The sequence below is a fragment of the Pseudomonas sp. MYb2 genome (assembly GCF_002979955.1).
Taxonomy (GTDB): domain Bacteria; phylum Pseudomonadota; class Gammaproteobacteria; order Pseudomonadales; family Pseudomonadaceae; genus Aquipseudomonas.
Window position 1 is genome coordinate 21,221 of record NZ_PCQC01000011.1, and the last position, 23,921, is coordinate 45,141.

A 23,921-nucleotide genomic window follows, 5' to 3' on the forward strand; every position below is an offset into this window, starting at 1 on the left:
GAATTCAGGGGGTAGTGTGGAACCGATTTTCAAGTCACGGCTGGCGCTGTGGGGCTGGCTGCTGGTGACGGCGGGCGCGCAGCCGGCATTGGCCGAAGAGGCTGCCGAAAACGCGGCGGCCCAGCGTCTGGTCGACGTCAACGAATACTTCGTGCGCGGCAACACTGTGCTCGATGCGCGGGCGATTGAAGAAGCGGTGTACCCGTTCCTCGGCCCGCAAAAAGCCCTCACCGATATCGAAGGCGCACGGGATGCCTTGCAGAAGGCCTATCAGCAACGCGGCTATCAGTCGGTGTTCGTCGAGCTGCCGGAGCAAGCCGTCGCCGATGGCATCGTATATCTGCAAGTCAGCGAAACCAAGGTCGGCCGCGTGCGTGTGGTCGGCGCCAAACACTATTCGCCGCTGGACATCCGCGACGACGTCCCGGCGCTGAAAGAAGGCGAGGTGCCGGACTTCGCCAAGGTTCAGGGCGAACTGGCGCAGCTCAACAAAACCCCGGGCCGGCAAGTGATGCCGCTGGTGCGCGAAGGGCAGCGCCCCGGCACCATGGACGTCGATTTACAGGTCGAAGATCAGAACCCGTGGACCGCCAGCGTCGGCCTCAATAACGACTACAGCGCCGACACGGAAAAGCTGCGCACCGTCACCAGCCTCGGCTACAACAACCTCTGGCAACTCGGCCATAGCGTCAACCTGACGTTCTTCACCGCGCCGCAGGAAACCGACAATGCCAAGGTCTGGTCGGGCTCCTACACCGCGCCGCTGACCGATCGCTGGAGTGTGCAGTTTTCCGGTTACCAGTCCGACAGCAACGTCGCCACCATCGGCGGCAGCAACGTGCTCGGCAAGGGCCACAGCTACGGTGTATCGGCGATCTACACGCTGCCCTCCAGCGGCAACTGGTCGAACTCGCTGTCGGCCGGCATCGACTTCAAGGACTTCGACGAACGTCTGACCCTGTCCGGCGAGAGCGACAAAGTCCCCCTGCAATACGCGCCGTTCACCTTCGCCTACAACGGCTATCGCTACAGCGAAAAGAGTCAGCTCGGCCTCGGCCTGAGCCTGGTTGCCGCGACCCGCAGCATCTTCGGTTACGGCAGTTCCGACGAAGATTTCGACTACAAACGCTACCGCGCCAAACCGAGTTTCGCCGTGCTCAAGGGCGATACCAATTACACCTGGACCTTCGACAGCGACTGGCAGAGCGCAAGCAAAGCCGCGTTCCAACTGGCGTCCGGGCCTTTGGTTTCCAACGAACAATTCTCTGCCGGTGGCGCCACTTCGGTGCGCGGTTATCTGGCCGCCGAACGCACCGGCGATGACGGCGTGCTGCTCAGCCAGGAAGTGCGCACGCCATCGCTGGCCAAGTACGCCGGCACATGGATGCAGGACTGGCGCTTCTACGCCTTCGCCGAAGGCGCGCAACTGTATCTGCGCGACGAGCTGCCGGATCAGGACGCCAATTACGCCTTGGCCAGCGTCGGCCTCGGCACCCGCGCCAGCCTGAGCAAATGGCTGTCCGGCAGCCTCGACTGGGGCTACCCGCTACTCGAAGGGCCGAACACCTCGAAACAGGAATCGCGCCTGCACTTCAACCTTCAAGCCACTTTCTAAAGGAGCACGTTCATGCAGCGCCTCATTCTTTCGTTGTTGATCTGCCTGGGCTTCGTGCTCCCGGCCACGGCTCAGGCCTGGTGGCAGGACGACTGGCACTATCGCAAACAGATTGCCGTCGACACCACGCCACAAGGCGCGGCGATCAATCAGGCCCTCGGCCGCACCGCGCTGCTGGTGCGTCTGCACACCGGCAACTTCACCTTCGATGGGGTGAAGGAGGACGGTTCGGACCTGCGCTTTGTCGCCGCCGATGACAAAACCGTGCTCAACCATCAGATCGAGAGTTTCGACGCGTTGATGGGCATGGCGCTGATCTGGGTCGATGTGCCGAATGTCGAGGGCGGGCAGCGTCAGGACATCTGGATGTACTACGGCAATCAGAAGGCCCCGGCGACTGGCAACGGCCAACTGACTTTCGACCCGAATTACACCGCGCTTTATCACTTCGACGGCGCCACCGGCGCCCCGGCCAAAGACACCACCGCCTATGGCAACACGGCGCAAAGTGCGACCGGCGCGGCGATTGACGGTGTAGTAGGGCGCGCGTTGCAGTTCAGCGGCCAGCCGTTGTTGCTGCCGGCGAGTCCTTCGTTGCAACACAACGCCGGCAGTGCATTCACTTTCAGTGCCTGGTTGCGACTGGATCAGGCCAGTGGCGAACAACTGATTCTCGCCCGTCGCGAAGGCGCCAACAGTCTGCTGATCGGTGCGAATCAAGGCGTACCGTTTGTGGAAGTCGATGGCCAACGCGCCGTCGCCACGCAAGCGCTGAACCCGGGCCAATGGCAACACGTTGCGCTCTCCGCTGAAGGCTCGAAAGTGACCCTGTTCATCAACGGTCGCGAAGCTGCCATGCTCGCTCAGGCGATGCCGGCCTTCAACTCGGTCATGGCCATCGGCGCCGACCTGCACGAAGGCCCGTTCCAGCCTTTTGTGGGCGCTATCGATGAATTGCGCCTGTCGAAGGTTTCACGCCCGGCAGCGCTGTTGCTGGCGGACGCGACTTCCCAAGGCGCCGAGTCGAAACTGGTCGCTTACGGCGTCGACGAAGAACAGTCCGGTTTTGGCTTCGGCAGCCTCGGCTTCCTGCTCAACGCGGTGCCAATCGACGCTTGGGTGATCATCGCCGTGCTGGTGCTGATGATGTTCCAGTCGTGGATCATCATGCTGCGCAAAAACCGCAGCCTCAGCCGCGTGTCTGCCGCCAACGAAGACTTCCGTGTGCAGTTCGCCAAGGTCGGCACGCGTCTGGAGATGTTCGCCGACGACGCGCAACTCGCCCAGCGCTTGCAGCATTCGTCGCTGTGGCGTCTGTACCTGGTGGCGGTCAAAGAGATTCGCACCCGTCGCGAGCAGGGCGCCGATACCTCGTCGGTTTCAGCGGCGACCATCGAAGCGATCCGCTGCTCGATGGACGGCGTGCGTACCCGCGAAAACCAGCAGCTCAGCTCGAAACTTTCGACCCTGTCCAACGCCATCGCCGGCGGCCCGTACATCGGCCTGCTCGGCACCGTGCTGGGGATCATGGTGGTGTTCCTCGGCACGGCGATGGCCGGTGACGTGAATATCAACGCCATCGCCCCGGGTATGGCTGCTGCGTTGCTGGCCACGGCAATGGGCCTGTTCGTCGCGATTCCAGCGCTGTTTGGTTACAACCGCCTGATCACCCGCAACAAGGAAGTCAGCGCTGACATGCGCGTGTTCGTCGACGAGTTCATCACCCGCCTGGCGGAGATGCATGGCGAGAGCCAGTTCAGTGAGGCGTCGCATCGCGGCCATCACGCCAACCACTCCGTACCGGCCTGAGGAGCACTGACATGGCGTCTGTAAATGCCTCCCACGACGATGACGAAGATGCAGCGGTGGACAGCATCAACATCACCCCGCTGGTCGACGTGCTGATGGTGGTGCTGGTGATGTTCATCCTCACTGCCACCGCGCAGGTCTCGGGGATCCAGATCAATTTGCCCAAGGCCAGCGCTTCCGTGTCGCTGTCCGAGGCCAAGACCAAGGCGATCTCGGTCAACGACGGCGGCCAGGTGTTCCTTGACGCTTACCCGGTGACCTTGGCCGAGCTCGAAGAACGCCTGCGCATCGAGAAGGCGCAGAGCCCGGATTTCCCGGTGATCGTGCGCGGCGACGCGACGGTGCAATACCAGAAAGTCATCGAAGTGCTGGATCTGTTGCGCCGGCTCGAACTGTCCCAGGTCGGTCTCGTCACCGGCAAACCGAGTCAGGGCTGAGTCATGACCGCACAACTCCCGATCGAGCCGCTGCCGGTGAAAAAACCGGCGCTGCGTTACGCCAAGTGGGGCGCCGGATTGCTGATCGGCGCGCTCGCCGCGTGGTTCCTGTGGCAGTGGGCCAACGACATGAGCGGCATCCGCCGCGAAGCGCCGAAGGTGCCGACGATCATTCCGTTGCCACCACCGCCACCTCCGCCGCCGGAAAAACCGCCGGAGCCGGAAACCCCGGTGGAAGAAAAAGTCGTCGAGCCAGAACCGACGCCGGAACCCGAAGAGGTCAAGCCCGAGGAAGAAGCGCCGCCATCCCCGGCGGACGATCTGGCCAACCCGATGCAAATGGACGGCGATGCGCAATCCGGCAACGACGCCTTCAACATCGGCGCGGGCAAGGGCGGCGGCATGGCTGGCACTGGTGGTGGGCGTTTGGGCACGGGGACGTACAGCCAGTTTCTGGCGTTCACCTTCCAGCGTTTGCTGCGCGAGAACCCTGAGCTGCGCAACCTCGCGTTCTCGTTGCAGGCCGATGTCTGGTTGAGCGGCGTCGGCGAGATCACCCGGGTCGAGCTGATCAAGTCCAGCGGCAACCCCGAAATCGATACCCAAGTGTTGGCGGCGCTGCGCGGTGCCCCGGCACTGAGCGAACGGCCACCGGCCTCCATCACTTTGCCTGTGCGCCTGTCCCTGCAAGGGCGGCGTCCGGGTTAATTCATTTATTTACGCTTTGGCAAAAGGAGTTGTGTGCAGATGATTTCCAACGTGAATCGATTGTCCCTGGCGGTCGGCATGGTCATTGCGACCCTGGTCGGTCAGGCCGCGGCAGCGCCTGCGCCCTCGGAGAACGCCACGATCAATCTGATCCGCTTGCTGGTCGAGCAGGGCATTCTGAAACAGGACAAGGCCGACGCACTGATCGCTCAGGCGCAGAACGAAGCGGCCCAGGCCAAACAGGCCGCTGCGTCTACCGCAGTCGCAGCCGGACCAGTGGCGGCGCCGGGCGACGTGCGTGTGCAATATGTGCCGGCCGCGGTGCGCGACCAGATACGCGATCAGGTCAAAGCCGAAGTCATGGCCACTGCCAAACAGGAAAACTGGGCCGCGCCCAACAGCTTCCCGGAATGGGCTGCGCGCATCAGTTTCGACGGCGACATTCGCTTGCGCAACGAATCGCGCTACTACTCGGACAGCAACAGCAACGAGATCGTCGACTTCGCCAAGCTCAACAACAACGGCCCGTACGATGTGAATCCCAACAGCAGCACCAGCCTGCCGCCGCTGCTCAACACCCGCGAAGACCGCACCAACCAGTTCCGCATCCGCGCACGGTTGGGCATGAAAGCCGAGATCTCGCCGCAATGGACCGCCGGCATTCGTATCGGCACCGGTTCGGACAACAACCCGGTGTCGACCACGCAAAACCTCGGCGGCGGTTTCGCCAAAAAGGACATCTGGCTCGATCAGGGCTACCTCAACTGGAAGCCGACGGATGAGCTGACCCTGACCGGCGGGCGCTTCGCCAATCCGTTCATGTCCACCGACATGCTCTATTCCAACGACTTGAATTTCGACGGTGTCGCGGCGATTTTCGACCACAAGCTCAACCGCGATTGGGGGGTGTTCGGCACCGTCGGCGCGTTCCCGGTGGATTACACCAACGACACCGCCAGCAGCAACGGCTTCGACAAGGAAGAGAGCGACAACAAGTGGCTGTACGGCGCGCAAGTCGGCGCCAAATGGGCGATCAACAGCAACAACCGCTTGAAGGGCGCGTTGGCGTACTACCGTTTCGACGACATTCAGGGCGAGCGCTCCAGCCCTTGCGAGCCGTGGGCCGGTGCGCCGGGCTGCGACAGCGACGGCAGCCGCACGGCGTTCATGCAGAAGGGCAACAGCGTGTTCCTGCTGCGCGACATCACGCCGAACCCGCTCAACCCGACCACCACGCCGCAGCCGCAATTCGTCGGCCTCGCTTCGGAGTTCAATCTGCTTGATCTGAACGTGGTGTGGGACGCCGACCTGCCGGAAGACTTCAAACTGCGCAGCCAGGGCAACTACATCCACAACCTCGCGTACGACGAAGGCGACATGCGCAAGCGTTCCGCCGGGCAGATCGTCAACAACCTCGACAGCAACGGCAACATCGAAAGCGGCGCCAATGCGTGGATGGTGCAGTTCACCCTCGGCAGCGCACTGGACCTGAAAAAGCAGGGCGACTGGAATCTGTTCGCTGGCTACAAGTACATCCAGCCGGATGCCTTGCCAGATGGCTTCAACGACTCCTCGTTCCACCTCGGCGGCACCAACGCCAAGGGTTATTTCATGGGTGGCAACTACGGTCTGGCGAAGAACGTTTATGCCACCGGTCGCTGGATGAGCACCGAAGCGGTGTACGGCGCGCCGTTCGACATCGACGTCTTGCAGCTTGAGATCAACACGCGCTTCTAAGGCGCCGGGAGAGGGTTATGAAAACGCGATTTGTGTGGCTCGGGCTCGGGCTTTTGATCGCCACTGGAGCGCATGCCGAAGGCATGGAAGAACGCCTGCGCACGCAATTGCGCAGCACCGCTCAGCAACTGCAGACCCTGCAAAGTCAGCAGGCCCAGGCCAGCGCCGCGCAACTGGCGGCGCAAAACGAAGCCAAGGCTGCGCAGGCGCAAATCAAGCAATTGACTGCCGAACTGGCCAAGGCCAAAGGCGTTGCCGAGCAATTGGCCGGACAGCAACAGAGCCTGCACAGCCAGGCGCAGGCACAAGTGGCAGCCAGCGCCGAGCAGACCGGCAAGTTCAAAAAGGCCTATGACGAGTTGCTCGTCATGGCCCGTGCCAAAGAGGCAGAACGGTCTAAGCTTCAAGCGCAATTGACTGAACGTGACACACAAGTGCAGCAATGTTCAGTCAAGAATCAGCAGATGTACGGCGTCGCCAAACAGATCCTCACTGCCTACGAAAACATCGACGTGGCCGAGGTGATGAAGATCCGCCAGCCCTTCGCGGGCAGCGCCCGGGTCAAGTTCGATGAACTGGCTCAGGGGTTCGGTGACGAGCTCTACAAGACTCAATTCGACGCGCCGCAAGCCGCGCTCGCGCATTGATTTAAAAGACTGCTAAACAAGGAAGAAACAATGACTCAATTGATCAGCCACGTATCGCCACAATCCCTGACCGACGTCCTGCAAGCGGCCGGTTATCGCGTCAATCAGACCGAACAGAACGGCATCGTCCAGTTGCTCAGCGCCAGCCAGGGCATTGGTTACGCCGTGCGTTTCGGCAACCCGGCGGTGGAGCAGGGCAGCTACGTCGATTTCACGTTCAGCTGTGCGCTGCGGGTGCAGGGTGAGTTGCCGCAGGGTGTGGCCGAGCAGTGGAACGCCACGCGCCGTTTTGCGCGCTTGTCGTTGCAGGGCGAGTTTCTGGTGATGGAAATGGACGTGGTCGTGGCGGCGGGCGTGAGCAACGATCACCTGCGTGGCAACCTGGAATTGTGGGATCGTCTGCTGCAGGAGTTCATCGTTTATCTGCGTGACTTCACCCAGAACGGCAGCGCGCAGACCGCCAAAGTCGCCGTGGCCGAGGAAGAGGAAGTCGCGCTGTGAAAAAGCCTGCCATGGTGATCAGCGCCGCTGCGGTAGCGCTGTTGGTGGTGGCCGTGGCGCTGGTGGTGCGACCGGGCAGTGACCCGGTCGCCGCCCAGCAATCGTCGCCAGTGGCGGCGGTTGCTGCGGGGCCGGCGGTGGCGCGGTTGGGTAATCAGCAGGTAACCCCTGCGGAACTTCAGACCCTGCTCGCGACAGTCCCGCCAGAGACCCGCGAACAATTGCGCGGCAATCGTGAGGCGCTGGAACGCTGGATTCGCACGCGTCTGGCCGAGAAAGCGGTGCTGGAGCAGGCTGATGCGCAGGGTTGGGCGCAGCGCCCGGAGGTTGCGCGGCAGACTCGTGCGGCCACCGAGCAGATTGTCTTTCGCGATTACTTGCGTTCGGTCAGTGAAGTGCCGGCGGATTATCCGAGTGCGGCTGAATTGCAGCAGGCTTATGACGCGGGCAAAGCCAATTGGCAGACCCCGGCGCTGTATCGGGTCAGTCAGATTTTCCTTGGGGTGAATGATCCGCAGAATCTTGAATCGGTGCGCAAGCAGGCGCTCGAACTGAGCAAGAAAGCCCAGGCGACGCCGGCAGAATTTGCCGCGCTGGCGACTCAATATTCACAGGATCGCGTCACCGCTGAACGCGGCGGCGATAGTGGCCTGCAACCGTTGCAGCAACTCGTTCCGGAGGTGCGTGGCGCTGTGGCGCGGCTCAAGGTCGGCGCAGTCTCTGATCCCGTCCAAAGTGCGGCCGGGTTTCACGTAATCAAACTCACCGAGCAACAGCCTGCACGCACCGCAACCCTCGATGAACTGCGCGATCAACTGACCCAGGCCTTGCGTGCGCAGCGCCAGGAGCAAATCGCCCAAGCCTATCTGGACGGAATGCTCAACACCGCAACACTGAGCATCGACGGCGCTGAACTCAACAAAGTCCTAGAGGAAAAACGCTAATCCCACCGTCACCACAAGCCCCCTGTAGGAGTGAGCCTGCTCGCGATAGCGGTGTGTCAGGTTAAGCAATGTCGACTGACACACCGCTATCGCGAGCAGGCTCACTCCTACAAGGAATTGCGTAAAGGCAACCACAAAGATCGACAGGGAGTCATCGATGTCATTCACCGAACCCGCAGAACGACAGGGCAGCGCCGAGTACTGCTGGGCGCAGGACAAAAGCGATTCCTGGCTGGCACAAGCCGCCGCGATCAATGCCGATATCGCCCAATATTTCCTGGTCAGCGCCCGCTGCGGCTGCTTCATGCAAGCCGCGCGCAGCCTCAACGTACGCTCGACCTTGCTGCGCAAACAGTTGGCGCAGCTTGAACAAGAGCTCCAGCACTCACTGTTCAGCTTTCAGGGCAGCGCCCTGAGCCTGACCCGCGAAGGCCAACAGCTACAGGCCAAACTGGTGGCGCTGGCCAACGAACGCAAACTCCCGGTGATCGAGCAACCGCTGATTCGCCTGGCCGTCGCCGAATCGATCCTGCATGACATCCTCGGCCGCGACCTGATCGCGCTGCTGCGCCGCAACGCCAGTGTGCGCCTGGAAATCATCGCGCTGGACAGCGAATTGTCCCTGCGCGCGGTCAGCGCCGACATCGTCCTCTGGCTCGCCCACGGCGAAACCCCACACCCCGGCCCGACCTTCGCCACCAGCGAACCGCAACCGCTGGCGCGTCTCGACTACCTGCCGCACATCGCCAAACGCTACTCCCGCGTTACCGCGCGCCCGGACACCCCCGACGACCTCGCCGACTTCATGCTGGTGCAATGGCAACACGACCGGCAGATCCATAGCTTTCGCCCATGGAATGAGCTGGTCGAACAGCGGTTGGCCGGGGTGGTGCAGATGCAGTCCTATGAACTGATGCTGGAGATGATCCGTTGCAGCGCGTGCATTGGTTTGCTGCCGGCGTATATGAGCCGCTTTGATCGAGGCCTGATTGCGCTACCGGGGCTGTTCGAGGAACCGATGCAATTGCAGGCGTGGCTGGCGGTCAACGCTGAATCGCAGAGCATGCCCGAAGTGCAGACCCTCACCGACCTCATCCACCACACTTTCAACGAACGCCAGGAATGGTTCCAGCCCTGACGCATTCCCCTGTAGGAGCGAGCCTGCTCGCGATAGCGGTGTGTCAGATTGATCAATGTTGACTGACACACCGCTATCGCGAGCAGGCTCACTCCTACAAGTATTTACCTATGGCAGATGTCGTGTTTGGCGGTTTAGAGTGGTCAGCCACACATCGATCCAGGAAGGATCCGCCATGCCCGACCACAACGCCGCCATTCACATCGAACGCTTCAGCGAGGCGCACCTCGAGGCTGTCACTGCGCTCTACAACGAGCGGGCCGTCACCCGGCAAGTGTTGCAGATGCCGTTTCAGTCCGTCGACGTCTGGCGCCAACGGTTGCTGGCGGAAAATGAACGGGTGTTGAAGCTGGTCGCGCTGCATCAGGGCGTGGTGATCGGCCATCTGGGGCTGGAAAACTATTCGCGGATTCGCCGCAGCCACGCCGGCAGCGTCGGTATGGCAGTCGCCGGGGCGTGGCAGGGCAAAGGCGTGGGTTCGAAGCTGTTGGCGGCGGCACTCGACGTCGCCGACAACTGGATGAACCTGCACCGCGTCGAACTCTCGGTTTACGCCGACAACGAGGCCGCCATCGCGCTCTACCGCAAATTCGGTTTCGAGGACGAAGGCCTGTTTCGCGATTACGCGGTGCGCGACGGGCAGTGGGTCGACACCCTGAGCATGGCCCGCCTGCGCAATCGTTCGAAAACCTGACTTACTCGCCCAGCGCGAACGCCACCGCCGACTGCGCATGCAGCTCGGTGGTGTCGAGCAGGGGCAGGGCGCTGTGTTCGGGTTTGAGCAACAGGCCAATTTCCGTGCAACCGAGAATGATCGCCTGCGCGCCACGAGCGGTGAGGGATTCGATCACCCGCTGATAGATTTGCCGCGACTGATCGCTGATCACGCCGACGCAGAGTTCGTCGTAGATGATTCGGTGCACGTCCTTGCGCTCGGCTTCGTCCGGCACCAATACGGTCAAACCCTTGGCGACCAGGCGTTGCTTGAGAAAGTCCTGTTCCATCGTGAATGCGGTGCCGAGCAAACCGACGGTGCGCGCATCAATGTCCAGGGCAGCCTGCGCGGCCGGTTCGGCAATGTGCAAAAACGGAATGCTGATCGCCGCCTGAATCTGCTCGGCGACCTTGTGCATGGTGTTGGTACACAGCACCACACATTCCGCGCCTCCCGCTTCCAGCCTGCGCGCAGCATCGACCAGAATCGCCGCCGCATCGTCCCAGCGCCCGGCGTGCTGGGCCTGTTCGACAGGGCCGAAGTCGACGCTGTACATCAGCAATTGTGCCGAGCGCAAAGGGCCGAGACGATCACGGACGTGTTGATTGATGAGTCGATAGTATTCGGCGCTGGATTCCCAGCTCATGCCGCCGATCAGGCCGATGGTGCGCATTGGATGTCCTCAGGCAAATGACAGTGTCGAGTATTCAGGTCTGCCAGGAGTTTCCTTCGGTTTCCGGCACGATACCAGCAGCAACTGACTGTACCGCTGATCTTTCGCGCAAGTGTCATGGTGTTTCTGACCGTACAGAGAGGCTCCGATCTGCCACTATGGTGTTTCGCAGGATCCTTTCCGAGGCACACCGCAATGAGCGACGTTCAACAACTGGGCGAGATGCTTCGTCACTATGCCGAAAGCGAAGCGCACAAGAAGCAGGTTTTCGAAACGCAGTCGCAAGTCTGGGCAACACGGATTACCGCGTTGTTCGGCGATATTCAGCAATGGCTGGAACCGGTGCAAGCGCCGAATCTGCTGGAAGTCAGCCGCGAACCGTATGTCGCATTCGGGCCGAGCACGCCGGTGGAGACATCGACCTTCAAGACCGAAAAACTGAGCATCGTCATCGCTGGAAAACCGGTCGAGTTTGTGCCAGACGTAATGGGCAGCGCGGGACAGATTTCCCTGGCGGTGATGGGGCTGACGGCAGCGCGCTATGGCAGCATTTCGCTGGTGGGATTGCCGGACGGCGCGTGGCAGTGGCGCAAGACCAATGGCCTGAAGGACCCGGATACCTTCGCCTTCGATGCCAACTTCCTTGCCCAGCAACTGCAAAGTCTGATCCCCCGCGATCGCGCCTAGATCACACGGACTCTCGCGATGATCGTCCCCACGCTCTGCGTGGGAACGCCTCTACGGACGCTCCGCGTTCGGCTTTTGGGACGCAGAGCGTCCCGGGCTGCATTCCCACGCAGAGCGTGGGAACGATCAAGGCGAGAAGGCTACATATCGAGATTGACCCACCCCGGCTTCGCCACCTCGGGCGCCACCGCTTTCACGGTTTTACCGGTGGCCAGCTCCACCCGCCGCGCCACTTCCGGATCGTCGGCAAACGGCACCATGCTCGCCTCATCCAGACTGTCCGCCGTCTCCCGCCGCAAGCAGTACTCGACCGCCAGCCACAGAAACACCACGCCCAGCACATCGAAAAAAATCTCCAGCATGACCGGCTCCCCGCCTCAGGCGATTTGCGCTTCACGGTGGGCCAGTGCGACGTCGGCGACCCGCACCGTGCGCCAGACGTTGTAGGCCATCAGCAACATCCCGGTGAGGAAAAACACCCCCCCGGCGAAGCGCACGATGAACCCCGGATGACTGGCCTGCAGCGCTTCGACAAATGAGTAAGTCAGCGTGCCGTCCTCGTTGATCGCCCGCCACATCAGGCCCTGGGTGATACCGTTGACCCACATCGACGCGATGTACAACACGGTGCCGATGGTCGCCAGCCAGAAGTGCAGGTTGATCAGCGGCGTGCTGTACATCTGCTCGCGGCCAAACACTTTTGGCACCATGTGATAGGTCGCGCCAAAGGTGATCATCGCCACCCAGCCCAACGCGCCGGCGTGGACGTGGCCGATGGTCCAGTCGGTGTAGTGGGAGAGGGCGTTGACGGTTTTGATCGCCATCATCGGCCCCTCAAATGTCGACATGCCGTAGAACGCCAGCGACAGCACGAGGAAGCGCAGGATCGGGTCAGTGCGCAACTTATGCCAGGCGCCGGACAAGGTCATCATGCCATTGATCATGCCGCCCCAGCTCGGCGCGAGCAGGATCAGCGACATGGCCATGCCCAGTGACTGCGCCCAGTCCGGCAGCGCGGTGTAGTGCAAATGGTGCGGGCCGGCCCAGATGTACAGGGTGATCAGCGCCCAGAAATGCACGATCGACAAGCGATACGAATACACCGGCCGATTGACCTGTTTCGGCACGAAGTAATACATCATGCCGAGGAAGCCTGTGGTCAGGAAGAAACCCACCGCGTTATGCCCATACCACCACTGCACCATGGCGTCGGTGGCGCCGGAATACACCGGATAAGACTTGAACCAGTCCACCGGAATCGACAGGTGATTGACCACGTGCAACATGGCGATCACCAGAATGAACGCGCCAAAAAACCAGTTGCCGACGTAGATGTGTTTGGTCTTGCGTTGCACCACGGTGGTGAAGAACACCACGGCGTAGGCGACCCAGACAACGGCCATCCACACCGCGCCGGAGAATTCGATTTCGGCGTATTCCTTGGTAGTGGTGTAGCCCATCGGCAGGGTGATCAGCATGATCACGATCACTGACTGCCAGCCCCAGAAAGTGAATGCGGCGAGGGCGTCCGAGTACAGCCGCACCTGACAGGTGCGTTGCACCGCGTAGTAACTGGCGGCAAATTGCGCGCTGCCGGCGAAGCCGAAAATCACCAGGCTGGTGTGCAGCGGGCGCAAGCGGCCGAAGGTGGTCCACGGCAGGTCCAGGTTCATCTCTGGCCAGACCAGTTGCGAGGCGATCAACACGCCCATTGCCATACCCACCACACCCCAGAAAATTGTGGCGATGACGAATTGACGGACGACCTTGTAGTTATAAGCCTGTCCGATTGTTGCTGTGCTCATGGTCAGTTCATCCACGGTTGCAAAGTCTTGCCAGGCCACCCGGTCTGGCATGAGCTGCACTGTAGAAACCCCGTCAGAAACAAAACAGGCTCAGGAATTGTTCATTTGTGCGGATCAGATGTAAGTACTGGCTGCGGCGTTCTGCCGCGCCCTGATATGGTTTTTATCGCTTCAGGTGAATCTGTAACGCGCTGCGCTGCTTCGTCATAGTGCTTTGAAGAAAACTGTGGGAGCGAGCCTGCTCGCGAATGCGGTGTGTCAGCCAACAATGCAGTTGCCTGACACACCGCATTCGCGAGCAGGCTCGCTCCCACAGGAATAACTGATGAGGTGGCACGCATGTATCAATACGATGATTACGACCGGGCGCTGGTGTTCGAGCGCGTTGCGCAATTCCGCGATCAGGTCGAGCGCTTCATGGCCGGGGAATTGAGCGAAGAGGAGTTTTTGCCGCTGCGCCTGCAAAACGGCCTGTACCTGCAAAAACATGCCTACATGCTGCGCGTAGCGATTCCCTACGGCACCTTGAGCGCCGAGCAGATGCGCACGCTGGCCAGCATCGCCAGTGACTACGATCGTGGTTACGGCCACTTCACCACGCGGCAGAACATGCAGTTCAACTGGATCGAGCTGGCCGAGGTGCCGGACATCCTCGAACGCTTGGCGCAAGTGAACATGCATGCGATCCAGACATCGGGCAACTGCGTGCGCAACATCACCACCGAAGCGTTCGCCGGGGTCGCCGCAGACGAAATGATCGACCCGCGCCCGCTGGCCGAGATCCTGCGGCAGTGGTCGACGATCAACCCGGAATTCCTCTTCCTGCCACGCAAATTCAAGATCGCCATCTGCTCGGCGAAGCAGGATCGCGCGGCGATCATGATGCACGACATCGGCCTGTATCTTTACCCCGGGCGCGACGGGCAGATGTTGCTGCGAGTGATCGTCGGTGGTGGCCTGGGGCGCACACCGATTCTCGGTTTGCAGATTCGCGAAGGTTTGCCATGGCAGCATTTGCTGTCCTACGTCGAAGCGGTTTTGCGCGTGTACAACCGTCACGGCCGGCGCGACAACAAGTACAAGGCGCGCATCAAGATTCTGGTCAAGGCGTTGGGCATCGAGGCGTTTGCCAAGGAAGTCGAGGAGGAGTGGCAACACCTCAAGGATGGCCCGGCGCAGTTGACCGAAGCCGAATATCAACGGGTCGCCAGTGCCTTCGTGCCGCCGGTTTATCAGACCTTGGCCGACACCGATCTGGACTTCGGCACGCGTCTGGCGCAAAGCCCGGCGTTCGCCCGTTGGGTCGCGCGCAACGTGCAGCCGCACAAGGTCTCGGGTTACACCAGCGTGGTGTTGTCGACCAAACCGGGCCCGACGTCGCCGCCAGGGGATGTGACCGGTGTACAGATGCTGGCGGTGGCCGACTGGTCGCAGCGTTTCGGTTTCGGCGAGATCCGTATCGCCCATGAGCAGAACATCGTCCTGCCCGACGTGGCGAAGAGCGACCTCTACGCGTTGTGGCAACTGGCGTGCAAACACGATCTGGGCAGCGCCAACGTCGGCCTGCTCACCGACATCATTGCCTGCCCCGGTGGCGATTTCTGCGCGTTGGCCAATGCCAAGTCGATCCCGATTGCCCAGGCAATTCAGGCGCGCTTCGATAACCTCGATTTCCTGCATGATCTGGGCGATATCAGCCTGAACATCTCCGGCTGCATGAACGCCTGCGGCCATCACCACATTGGCAATATCGGCATTCTTGGCGTCGATAAGAACGGCAGCGAGTGGTATCAGATCACCCTCGGCGGCGCCCAAGGCAAGCACAGCGCGCTGGGCAAAGTCATCGGCCCGTCGTTCAGCGCTGCCGAAGTGCCGCAGGTGATCGAGCGGATTATCGGCACGTTTGTGCGCTATCGCGAGCATGAGGAATTGTTTATCGACACCGTGGCGCGAATAGGCCTGGAGCCGTTCAAGGAACGGGTCTATCCGAAGACGCTGGAGGCCGCGGTATGAATAATCTGTTGCGGCTGGAGCAGGGCGTGGCGCGAATAGTGACGAACGATCCGTGGACGCTGGTGCGTGAGCCTTCGACGCCACGGCCTTCGGGGTTGTTGATGCTGCCGTTGGCGCATTGGCTGCAATCGCCGGCGACTCACGCCGTGTGGCTTGGGCCGGACGATGAGGTTGAAAGCCTGCTGCCGTGGCTGGCCTCGTTGCCACTGATTGCGCTGGATTTCCCGAGCTTTCGCGATGGGCGTGCTTACAGTCAGGCGTATCTGCTGCGCAGCCGGTTTGGTTGGACAGGGGAGTTGCGCGCGATTGGCGATGTGCTGCGTGATCAGCTCAGCCATATGCGCCAGTGCGGGTTCGACAGTTTTGCGGTGCGTGAGGACAAATCCGCCGAGGATGCGCTGAAAGGATTGGCCGGCATGAGTGTGCTGTACGGGCGCTCGGTGATCGAGCCGCGTCCGCTTTTTCGTCGGCGTTGACGGTTAAAAAGATCGCAGCCTTCGGCAGCTCCTACATTTGATCCCGTGTAGGAGCTGCCGCAGGTTCGGGCCGCGTTCGGACGATCTTTTGATCTTCGATGTACACCGGGGAAACCCCTACAACCCTCACTCGTTGGGCATTTTTCCTTGGGTCGATGGTGGCCTTTTGGTAGAGTCGCCGTCGCCAGCGGGTTTTCGGCTGGACGATGGAACCGAAGAAGGGAGTCTGATCAGTGAGTCCGGGCAAAAAAATTCTCGGCCTCACAGCGTTGCTTTTGATGGTGACGCTGTGGGCCAGTTACTTTTACGTATTCAAGGAAAACCGCGGCGGCCAGCTCGGCGGCGTCGGTGAAAGCACCGCGTGGTGCGGCACGCCGCCATCCACGGAAGCAGCGTTGCTGGGCAAGGACCAACTGACCTTGCGCGTCACCAACAACCTGCGCGGCGAGTTCATGCTCGGCGGCTCCCTGGTGGTCTCCGAACGTACCTTCAACCGCTATGACCTCGGTCGCAACGAACTGCGTTTGCGTCTGGAACCCTTGCAGTGGACCTACGGCGCCACGCCGATATTCCTCGAACAGGTGAAGATCCAGCCACTGAGTCGCAACCTCTCTACGACCAACAAAAGCGCCTACGCGCAACTCGAATCACGTCCGATCGGCGTGCAGGGCCAGGTCACCGAATTCCCGTTCGACACGTATCGCTACGGCTACAAACCGGTGCTCTATTACCTCAAGGGCAGCGAGCGCATCGACCTGCGTTTCAAGAACATCACCACGCTGATGGAGATGTCCAACACCTTCACGCCGATCCAGAAGTACAACCGCGTCGACTACATCAACGAGAAAACCTCGATGATCCGCGATGAGGATTACAAGGCCTACGGGCCCCACGAATGTGCCTTCAGCGTCGAGCGCAAAGGTTCGTTCAAGGTTGTCGTGTTGTTGCTGCTGTTGGTGTTGTGCCTGCCGTTGCTGCTGGTGTTCTACCGCAATGAACCGGGGATCGACTTTCTCGCCACGCTGTTGGGCGCTGCGATCGTGCGGGTGCTGCTGATCGGGCCGGTGCAGGACTTCCAGTTGTACAACATCGACTTCCTGTTGGGGGCGGCGATTTTGCTGGTGGGCACGGTGTCGCTGATCAAGGCGATGCACATCAACAGCCGGCGGGAGATGGCGTTGCGCAGCGGTGAGACTTCGTCCTGGTAATGGGGTGAACCCTTGAAAGCCCCTCACCCTAACCCTAACCCTCTCCCGGAGGGAGAGGGGACTGACCGAGGTGTCTGGCGAGTGACACCGACGTGAAAGACCGAGTCGATTATGGATTCAAATCCATACGTTCACGTCGGCGTATCTCTTGAATCTCCCCCAATCGGTCCCCTCTACCTCTGGGAGAGGGCTAGGGTGAGGGGGCGACGATCTCCAGCCAATCACTTGAGCGCCGGATCACCCATATTCATCTTCTTCCACCCCTGCAACAGCACCCGCGCCTTTTCCTGGTAAACGGTTGAACCTTGAAAAGCCCCTCACCCTAACCCTCTCCCGGAGGGAGAGGGGACTGACCGAGGTGTCTGTCGTCCTGCACCGACGTGAAAGACCGAGTCGACTATCGATTCAAAGCCAATCGTTCACGTCGGTGTATCTCTTGAACATCCCCCAATCGGTCCCCTCTACCTTGGGAGAGGGCTAGGGTGAGGGGGCGACAATCTCCAGCCAATCACTTGAGCGCCGGATCACCCATATTCATCTTCTTCCACCCCTGCAACAGCACCCGCGCCTTTTCCTGGTAAACGGTTGAACCTTGAAAAGCCCCTCACCCTAACCCTCTCCCGGAGGGAGAGGGGACTGACCGAGGTGTCTGTGGCCCTGCACCGACGTGAAAGACCGAGTCGATTATGGATTCAAAGCCTATCGCTCAAGTCGGCGTATCTCTTGAATCTCCCCCAATCGGTCCCCTCTACCTCTGGGCGGTCCGACGTTTCGGGAGGGCTAGGGTGAGGGGGCGACAATCTCCAGCCGATCACTTAAGCGCCGGATCCCCCATATTCATCTTCTTCCACCCCTGCAACAGCACCTGCGCCTTCGGTTCCTGCCCACTGTCGAGATACCACTGAATCAGCGACAACCGCGCATTACGGTTCGCCGGTTGAGTCTTGAGCAAACCTTCGAGCACCGCACACGCCTCATCGACCTTGCCGCTTTCATGCAACGCCACCGCCAGCACATAACCGTACTGCGCGTTCTGCGGTTCCTGTTGCGCAGCTTTCTTCAGCGGTGCCATGGCTTCGGCAGTTTTGCCCGCGCGGATCAGCGACAGACCTTGAGTGTGCTGCAACAGCGCCGCGTCCGGGTGTTGCTTGAGGCTGTCATCCAACAGCGTCTGCGCTTCCTGACCACGACCATTGGCTTCCAGCCATTGCACCAGCGTCACCAGCGCCGGATAGAAATCCGGGTCGCGCTTGAGTGCCGAGCGCAACAGACCTTCAACTTCCGCGCCACGGCCACTGGCCTGGTACAGCATCGCCAGGTTCAGATTGGCTTCGGCGCGTTCCAGCAGACTCTTCTGCACCGCTTCGTATTCGGCAATTGCGGCATCCCAGTTGGCTTGCGCAGAACCGAGACCGCCATTGCGCGCAACACTGAGCAGATCCCGTGCGGCAACGATGCGTACGGCTTTCACCGGATCACCCAGCAACGGCGCCAACAACGGCGCACGCTCCGGAGGCGGCAAGAACGCGCTGATCGCCCGCACGGCGCTTTCGCGTACCTGCGGTGCCTGATTTTTCAGGTCCTGTGTCGCCAGCTTCAACGCTTGCTCACTCGGATACAGCGGCAGCTCCGCGAGCAATGTCGCCCGTTGAATCGCCGGCAGATTACTGCGCTGCAACTGCTCATAAAGTGCATCAGCGGCGCCCGGTCGCCCATTGCGGATCAGCCACAGGCTTTCGTCGTAGCGCGGTGCTTGCGGCGCGGTGGAGGCGCTCCACAGCTTGAATTGTGCGGTGACCTTGTCGCCGGCCTTGCCTTGATGGCAGGTCAGACAGGCATCCGGCGTGCCGAGCTTCTGCGCGCGTTCCGGGTCGGGAATGCTGAAGCTGTGGTCATGTCTGAAGTCGTTGCCCATATAGAACTTGCCAGGCATGTGGCAATCGACGCACTGCGAACCGGGCTGACCCATGGTGTGACGGGTGTGTTCAATGGAATCGTAGTTCTTCGCCTGCAGGCCCTTGCCGTCCACACCCTCGACCGAAGTCTTGCCAGCAGTGTTGTGACATTGCAGACACACCGCGTTGCCCGGTGCTTTCAGTTCATTGCTGTGCGGGTTGTGGCAATTGCTGCAGCGCACACCCTTGTCGAACATCTTGCTTTGCAGGAACGAACCGTGTTCGAACACTTCGTCCTTGATCTTGCCGTCCAGCGCGTACAGCTCACGGGTGAGGGGGCTCGGCAGATAATCGTCCATCAAGCGTTTGCCGACGGTGTAGCCGTCGCCCAACGGCGCACGGCGCGCATGGCAGCGTGCGCAGGTTTCGATCTCGACGGTGGCGTTCTTGTCCTTGAGATCGACAGCGAAACCCTGATGAATCAGATCGCCTTTTTTCTGCGTCCATTCCAGGTGATTGGACGCCGGACCGTGACAGGCCTGACAGCCGACACCGAGGCTGTTCCACTGACTGTTGAAGGTGTTGCTGGCCGCATCAAAATTGCGTTTGAAACCGGTGGTGTGGCACTCGACGCACATGAAGTTGGCGTTCTGGCTCGGCTTGCTCCAGTGCAGCGGATTCTTGAAGTTGACGCCCTGGCCGGGATAGAGATGAAACCAGCGATGTTTCTCGGTATCCCACGCCACGCCGAGGGCCTGCAAGCGACCTTCGCCAACCTCGATCAGGTATTGCTGCAACGGCGCGATGCCGAAGGTGTAGGCGACTTTGAAGTCGGCATGCTTGCCGTCGATGCCGGGCGTGTTGACCCAGAACTCATCGTCCTTGCGTGAAAAGCGCGTGGTCTCGTTTTCGGCCTTGAAGGTGATGTTGTTGAAATCGCCGAGCATCGTTTCAGCGTTCGCCGGCTGCATCGCCAATTGGTGATGCGAACCTTGCCAGTCCTTGACCTGTTCGGTGTGGCAGCCCTGGCATTGTTGTTCATCGACCATCGTCGCTGGTTTGCTTGCGAGCACGGCTTGCGGCTTGGCGGCGACAATGGGGGCGCTGACCGGCGCAGGTTTCACCGGCACCGAAGCGGGGCTGAACAGAAACCAGCCGATCCCCGCCACGGCGGCCAGCAGCACGCCAATGGTGATCGGGAACAGATATTTTGAGGGTGAAGATCGAGTCGAATCAGGGTCAGGTTGTGCGGTTTTATTTTTATGCTTGGGCATTGCGACTTCCGTAGTCCAGGTGCATTTGCCGTCTGGCGTGCGTTCAAGCTCGATGCAGCTTTGCCGGATGACAGGCGTCTGTCAAATGACCGTTGTGATCCGCCACGCAGCCTTGCGTGAATTTTGTGCTTTGCAATCGCAATTACTGAGGTTTTAGCTATACCTGTAACTCCCCCGGCAAAGTTTTTGGCCTTCTGACAGGAGTTACAGCATGAAGCTAGCAGTGATGATGGGCACTCTGTGTTTTGCCACGCTCGCAGTGGTGGGTTGTTCCAGCAAAACCGTCGACCCGAAAGAGTACTCCGGCTTCCTCAAAGACTACAGCCAGCTCAAGGAGGCCAAATCGCCGTCCGGTGCCGAGGTCATGCGCTGGATCGATCCGAAGGTCGACATCAAGAAATTCACCAGCGTTTATATCGAACCAACCCAGCTCTACCCGAAACCGCAACCGACCGCGAAGATCTCCCAGCAAACCCTCAATGGCATCACTTCCTACTACGATCAGGCGCTCAAGCGTGAAATCGGCAAAGACTTGCCGTTGGCGACTGGCCCAGGTCCAGGCGTGATTGTGGTGCGTGCGGCGATCACCGCCGTGAGCAGCAAGACCGAAGGCCTGCACGCGTATGAGGTGATTCCGATTGCCTTGGTGGCAGCAGCGGTCAGCACGGCCAGCGGTATTCGCGATCAGGAAACGACGTTGGCCACCGAAGCGGTATTCCTCGATGGCGCGAACAACAAGGTTATCTCGCAAGTAGTGCGCAAAGGCACCGGCAAACCGTTGGAAAATGACTCGCAGGCGATGACGGCGAATGACGTCAAACCGGTGATCGATGGCTGGGCTTCAGACATGCGTCAGTCGTATCTGAAGCTTAAGGCCGGCAAATAAGCGCACGAGGCCGGATTGTCCGCGAGGACCGTCCGGCCTGTGCACACCCTCAAAAGTTGGCGCGTGCCTGACGGTTGTATTGGCTGAGCAGGGCGTCGTAGCCACGGGTGACGGCGTAGTAGTCGTCGCTCAAGCGTTGCGGTTCGGCGTGGTTCTGCCAGTCCTTGTGCAGGGTGTTCAGCGCGTCGAGATAGCTTTGCGCTGGCTCACTGATGTGCCGCCACAGCTCCCGCGCGTCATCGTCCTTGTTTCGAAATCCACCCTCGCGAAGAGCAATGAAGGGCGCGCGACGATTCCACGCCTGTTGCAGATCAGCGGTGGTATCGGCCACAGCTTGCGGGCTCAGGGTGCGGTGTTTCATCCCGTTTTCTAGCAACTCCAGTGTCTCCCGAGCCTGAATCATGTACGCCAGCAGCGACCAGTGGATCTCCTTACCCACGCGCGCTTCCAGCCGCTTGAGCTGCTCGGGGCGCTGTGCCACGTCCAGTGGCAGCAGTTCCTCTCGCAAGGCTGTCGATGCGTTGATGTAGGCATTGCTGGCGGCCTGGATTTGCCCCGAGCCCTGGGACAACCGGGCGAGCGGCGTGGCATAAAAGTTCGCACTTCTGTCGAGTCGCTCCGGCGTAAAGATCACCGCTGCCCCCTGCAGTGCTTGCGCGTAGTCACGGACTTTTTGCGAAAGCACTGGCTGATAGGCCAAGAGTTCGAGTTTTTCGTTGATATGACTGAGGCAGAGATCCTTTTGGATGTCCTGCACGGTGTACGCATCCGTGTTGTCGAAATCCCGTGCCTCAGCAAGATAATGCCCGAATGCATCACTTGTTGGTCGCGGACGTTCGAACTTGTCGTAGGCGTTGCGCCAGTGCACATCGACGCGGTTGACGCAGGCGATGATCGGGCTCAGCGCGTTGGCCTGCGCGGTCACGGGGGATTCGCGCTGATCAAGCCACAGATCGAGCTTCAGGAACGGCCGTGTCGCGCTCGACAGCCCCATCACCACCAGAACGACCACTACGCCGCTGACAAACATGAATCTCGACGTCATGGCCGTGCCTCCGCGGGATACCACTGTTCACGGGTGGCCGGAGCGCCGCAATCGAAAGAACTCGCCGGCAACCGGCTACACAAACGCTCCGCCCAGGGTTGTAGCCCCTGATTGCGATTGACCGTGCCTTGACTGGCGGCCACTTTGAACACGCCCAGCACCAGCACCAGGGCGACAACCCCGAGTAGCGTCAGGCCGATTTTCACCGGCAGGTTGGTCTTTTCCCAGGACGTGTGTGGTTTGACCTGACGGCGACGGATCAAACCCACGCAGGCCAGTGTGGCGGCATAGACGACGCCGGCGATGGGGCCGAAAAACCAGCTGAGCCCGGCCACCATCAATACGCAGGGAATCAGATCGCGCAGTACGCCGAACGGCGCAGCGTCCTTGGCTAAACCTGGCCACAACCGCGCGCTGAGGCGGTCATCCAGCAGCCAATGGGTGTGCGCCAGTTCGTGAGTCAGCCAGTTGATGCCCGCAGCGATCACCCCAAACACGATCGTTGAGGTCATGACGATATTGATCAGCCCGGTGACGCGTAGCCCCAGCGGGATGAAATGAGTAAACGCACCGATCAGACAGGCCAGCACCACGCCAAGGTATGTCGGCCATTCGTCACGGCCGAGCTCCCAGTCGCGCCAGAAAAACGCGGTGCCACCGGGCAACTCTGCGCAGACCTTCGGATGATTGGCATACAGTGCCGAACTCAAATGTCGGCAATGCTCCCAATCTTTCTCCCGCAGGCGCCGGGCCAGTGCGCGACGCTGGCTGAACGGGCCGCTGCCGAGCAACAGGCGCGCGGCGCGGTGTTCGGCAGTGGCGGGCGGCGCTTCGGCGAGTTGACGCTGCTGCGCCAGAAAAAGCGGTGCTTCATGGCGCGCGACCAGTCGCTTCCATTCATCTTGCGGGCAACGGTTGGCCGGGCCGGAATGCCAGCCCTGGCCCGCACAAACCTGCTCGAAAACAGTGGAGGACCAGTGTTCGCTGTCCAGTAGCAATCGACTCAGGAACAGGTTGAACCACTGCCGGTGTACTTCTGCGTCGAGCCAGAGGCATTGCGCGCACTGTGCGTAGGCCTGCAAAAAGGCCGCAATGTCCTCACGTTCGAGGGCCTCACGCAACGGTCGAGTAATGCGTTCCCGCTGCTGATCGAGCAAATGTTCGATGGATTCCTCGTCCAGTTCCAGGCGCTGCCAGGCACTGAACCAGTGATAGGTCTGCACCGCCCAATCGACCATCGGCGCTGATGTTTGCGGGTTCTCGATGCAATGCTGCAGCAGGGTCTCTTCGAGGATATGCGCGCAACCCTGCTCAACGGCGAGGGCATGGCGCTGCTGCAACTGTGCAAGGCTGGTGCCCTGCAGCGAGCGAGTTGCTTGTTGCAAGGCATCGACTTCGACCACGGTCAGGCCGGTCAAATCCCAGCTGTCGTCCTGCGCTGCGTTGTCTTCGTTGTCTTCGTTGGCCTGCGCCCATTCCTTGTAATTCAGGGCTTGCTCATAGGCGTCACGCAGGCGCTGGAAGCCCTCGGCGTCTTCGTCCGGACGGGTCTGTTTGAGCAGGGCAGCGTATTGTCGTTTGATACTGCGCGTATCGGCGTCGGCGGTGAGGCCAAGGACGGTCCAGCAACTCATTGCGTGTACAACTCCATGAAAACCGTCGACGCGGTCCAGTGGTGGCACTTTGATTGTGCGCACCTTATCTGTTT

At 60.7% G+C, this 23,921-nt stretch carries 21 protein-coding genes; 15 read left to right on the top strand and 6 right to left on the bottom strand.

The genetic code is table 11. The annotated features are described in order from the left end of the window. Positions 1–16: 16 nt before the first annotated feature. From CQ009_RS18595 to CQ009_RS18650, 10 genes are all read left to right on the top strand, one after another. On the top strand, positions 17–1,615 hold the full coding sequence (locus tag CQ009_RS18595) for a ShlB/FhaC/HecB family hemolysin secretion/activation protein (protein ID WP_105708063.1): 1,599 nt from the start codon (positions 17–19) through the stop codon (positions 1,613–1,615). A 12-nt stretch (positions 1,616–1,627) separates the two neighbouring features. After that, positions 1,628–3,424, top strand: a complete 1,797-nt coding sequence (locus CQ009_RS18600; RefSeq protein WP_105708065.1) for a DUF2341 domain-containing protein — start codon at positions 1,628–1,630, stop codon at positions 3,422–3,424. Positions 3,425–3,435: 11 nt separating this feature from the next. Then, positions 3,436–3,861, top strand: coding sequence for a biopolymer transporter ExbD (locus CQ009_RS18605; RefSeq protein ID WP_007915482.1), 426 nt, complete (start codon positions 3,436–3,438; stop codon positions 3,859–3,861). A 3-nt stretch (positions 3,862–3,864) separates the two neighbouring features. Next, positions 3,865–4,569, top strand: coding sequence for an energy transducer TonB (locus tag CQ009_RS18610; protein ID WP_093433049.1), 705 nt, complete (start codon positions 3,865–3,867; stop codon positions 4,567–4,569). 39 nt (positions 4,570–4,608) lie between these two features. Continuing rightward, positions 4,609–6,306, top strand: coding sequence for a putative porin (locus tag CQ009_RS18615; protein WP_105708067.1), 1,698 nt, complete (start codon positions 4,609–4,611; stop codon positions 6,304–6,306). Between the two features lie 17 nt (positions 6,307–6,323). Next, on the top strand, positions 6,324–6,953 hold the full coding sequence (locus CQ009_RS18620; protein ID WP_105708069.1) for a DNA repair protein: 630 nt from the start codon (positions 6,324–6,326) through the stop codon (positions 6,951–6,953). A gap of 30 nt (positions 6,954–6,983) precedes the next feature. Then, positions 6,984–7,454, top strand: coding sequence for a YbjN domain-containing protein (locus tag CQ009_RS18625; protein WP_064391042.1), 471 nt, complete (start codon positions 6,984–6,986; stop codon positions 7,452–7,454). Next, positions 7,451–8,398: a peptidylprolyl isomerase gene (locus tag CQ009_RS18630; RefSeq protein ID WP_064391043.1), complete on the top strand. Its 948-nt coding sequence runs from the start codon at positions 7,451–7,453 to the stop codon at positions 8,396–8,398. The genes CQ009_RS18625 and CQ009_RS18630 overlap by 4 nt, the downstream gene beginning before the upstream one ends. A gap of 157 nt (positions 8,399–8,555) precedes the next feature. Beyond that, positions 8,556–9,536, top strand: coding sequence for a LysR family transcriptional regulator (locus CQ009_RS18640; RefSeq protein WP_105708072.1), 981 nt, complete (start codon positions 8,556–8,558; stop codon positions 9,534–9,536). Between the two features lie 175 nt (positions 9,537–9,711). Next, positions 9,712–10,230 carry a GNAT family N-acetyltransferase gene (locus CQ009_RS18650; protein ID WP_105708075.1) on the top strand — a complete coding sequence of 173 codons (519 nt, stop codon included), beginning with the start codon at positions 9,712–9,714 and terminating at the stop codon, positions 10,228–10,230. Between the two features lies 1 nt (position 10,231). Here CQ009_RS18650 and CQ009_RS18655 read toward each other — a convergent pair whose 3' ends face one another. Beyond that, positions 10,232–10,924: an aspartate/glutamate racemase family protein gene (locus CQ009_RS18655; protein ID WP_064391046.1), complete on the bottom strand. Its 693-nt coding sequence runs from the start codon at positions 10,922–10,924 to the stop codon at positions 10,232–10,234. A gap of 195 nt (positions 10,925–11,119) precedes the next feature. Here CQ009_RS18655 and CQ009_RS18660 point away from each other — a divergent pair, with 195 nt between their 5' ends. Continuing rightward, positions 11,120–11,611, top strand: coding sequence for a hypothetical protein (locus CQ009_RS18660; protein WP_105708077.1), 492 nt, complete (start codon positions 11,120–11,122; stop codon positions 11,609–11,611). Positions 11,612–11,751: 140 nt separating this feature from the next. On the opposite strand, the gene CQ009_RS18665 is transcribed toward CQ009_RS18660, so the two are convergent. Beyond that, positions 11,752–11,973 (bottom strand): hypothetical protein, encoded by a 222-nt coding sequence (locus CQ009_RS18665; protein ID WP_064391048.1) that lies wholly within the window; start codon positions 11,971–11,973, stop codon positions 11,752–11,754. Between the two features lie 15 nt (positions 11,974–11,988). Continuing rightward, positions 11,989–13,416 (bottom strand): cytochrome-c oxidase, cbb3-type subunit I, encoded by a 1,428-nt coding sequence (gene ccoN / locus CQ009_RS18670; RefSeq protein WP_064391166.1) that lies wholly within the window; start codon positions 13,414–13,416, stop codon positions 11,989–11,991. A gap of 339 nt (positions 13,417–13,755) precedes the next feature. Between ccoN and CQ009_RS18680 the strand changes: the two genes are divergently transcribed. From CQ009_RS18680 to CQ009_RS18690, 3 genes are all read left to right on the top strand, one after another. Further along, on the top strand, positions 13,756–15,429 hold the full coding sequence (locus tag CQ009_RS18680) for a nitrite/sulfite reductase (RefSeq protein ID WP_064391049.1): 1,674 nt from the start codon (positions 13,756–13,758) through the stop codon (positions 15,427–15,429). After that, positions 15,426–15,905 carry a DUF934 domain-containing protein gene (locus tag CQ009_RS18685; RefSeq protein ID WP_105708079.1) on the top strand — a complete coding sequence of 160 codons (480 nt, stop codon included), beginning with the start codon at positions 15,426–15,428 and terminating at the stop codon, positions 15,903–15,905. Before CQ009_RS18680 ends, CQ009_RS18685 begins: the two co-directional genes overlap by 4 nt. Before the next feature lie 233 nt (positions 15,906–16,138). Beyond that, positions 16,139–17,113 carry a hypothetical protein gene (locus tag CQ009_RS18690; protein ID WP_064391051.1) on the top strand — a complete coding sequence of 325 codons (975 nt, stop codon included), beginning with the start codon at positions 16,139–16,141 and terminating at the stop codon, positions 17,111–17,113. Between the two features lie 811 nt (positions 17,114–17,924). Here CQ009_RS18690 and CQ009_RS18695 read toward each other — a convergent pair. After that, positions 17,925–20,282, bottom strand: a complete 2,358-nt coding sequence (locus CQ009_RS18695; RefSeq protein ID WP_105708082.1) for a tetratricopeptide repeat protein — start codon at positions 20,280–20,282, stop codon at positions 17,925–17,927. 211 nt (positions 20,283–20,493) lie between these two features. Between CQ009_RS18695 and CQ009_RS18700 the strand changes: the two genes are divergently transcribed. Next, positions 20,494–21,168 (top strand): DUF3313 domain-containing protein, encoded by a 675-nt coding sequence (locus CQ009_RS18700; RefSeq protein WP_105708084.1) that lies wholly within the window; start codon positions 20,494–20,496, stop codon positions 21,166–21,168. 49 nt (positions 21,169–21,217) lie between these two features. Here the strand turns inward: CQ009_RS18700 and CQ009_RS18705 are convergent, their stop codons facing one another. Together CQ009_RS18705 and CQ009_RS18710 are read right to left on the bottom strand one after the other, a co-directional pair. Then, on the bottom strand, positions 21,218–22,213 hold the full coding sequence (locus tag CQ009_RS18705; RefSeq protein ID WP_105708086.1) for a DUF3829 domain-containing protein: 996 nt from the start codon (positions 22,211–22,213) through the stop codon (positions 21,218–21,220). Next, complete coding sequence (locus CQ009_RS18710; RefSeq protein ID WP_105708089.1) at positions 22,210–23,847, bottom strand: J domain-containing protein; 1,638 nt, start codon at positions 23,845–23,847, stop codon at positions 22,210–22,212. Before CQ009_RS18710 ends, CQ009_RS18705 begins: the two co-directional genes overlap by 4 nt. Positions 23,848–23,921: the final 74 nt, after the last annotated feature.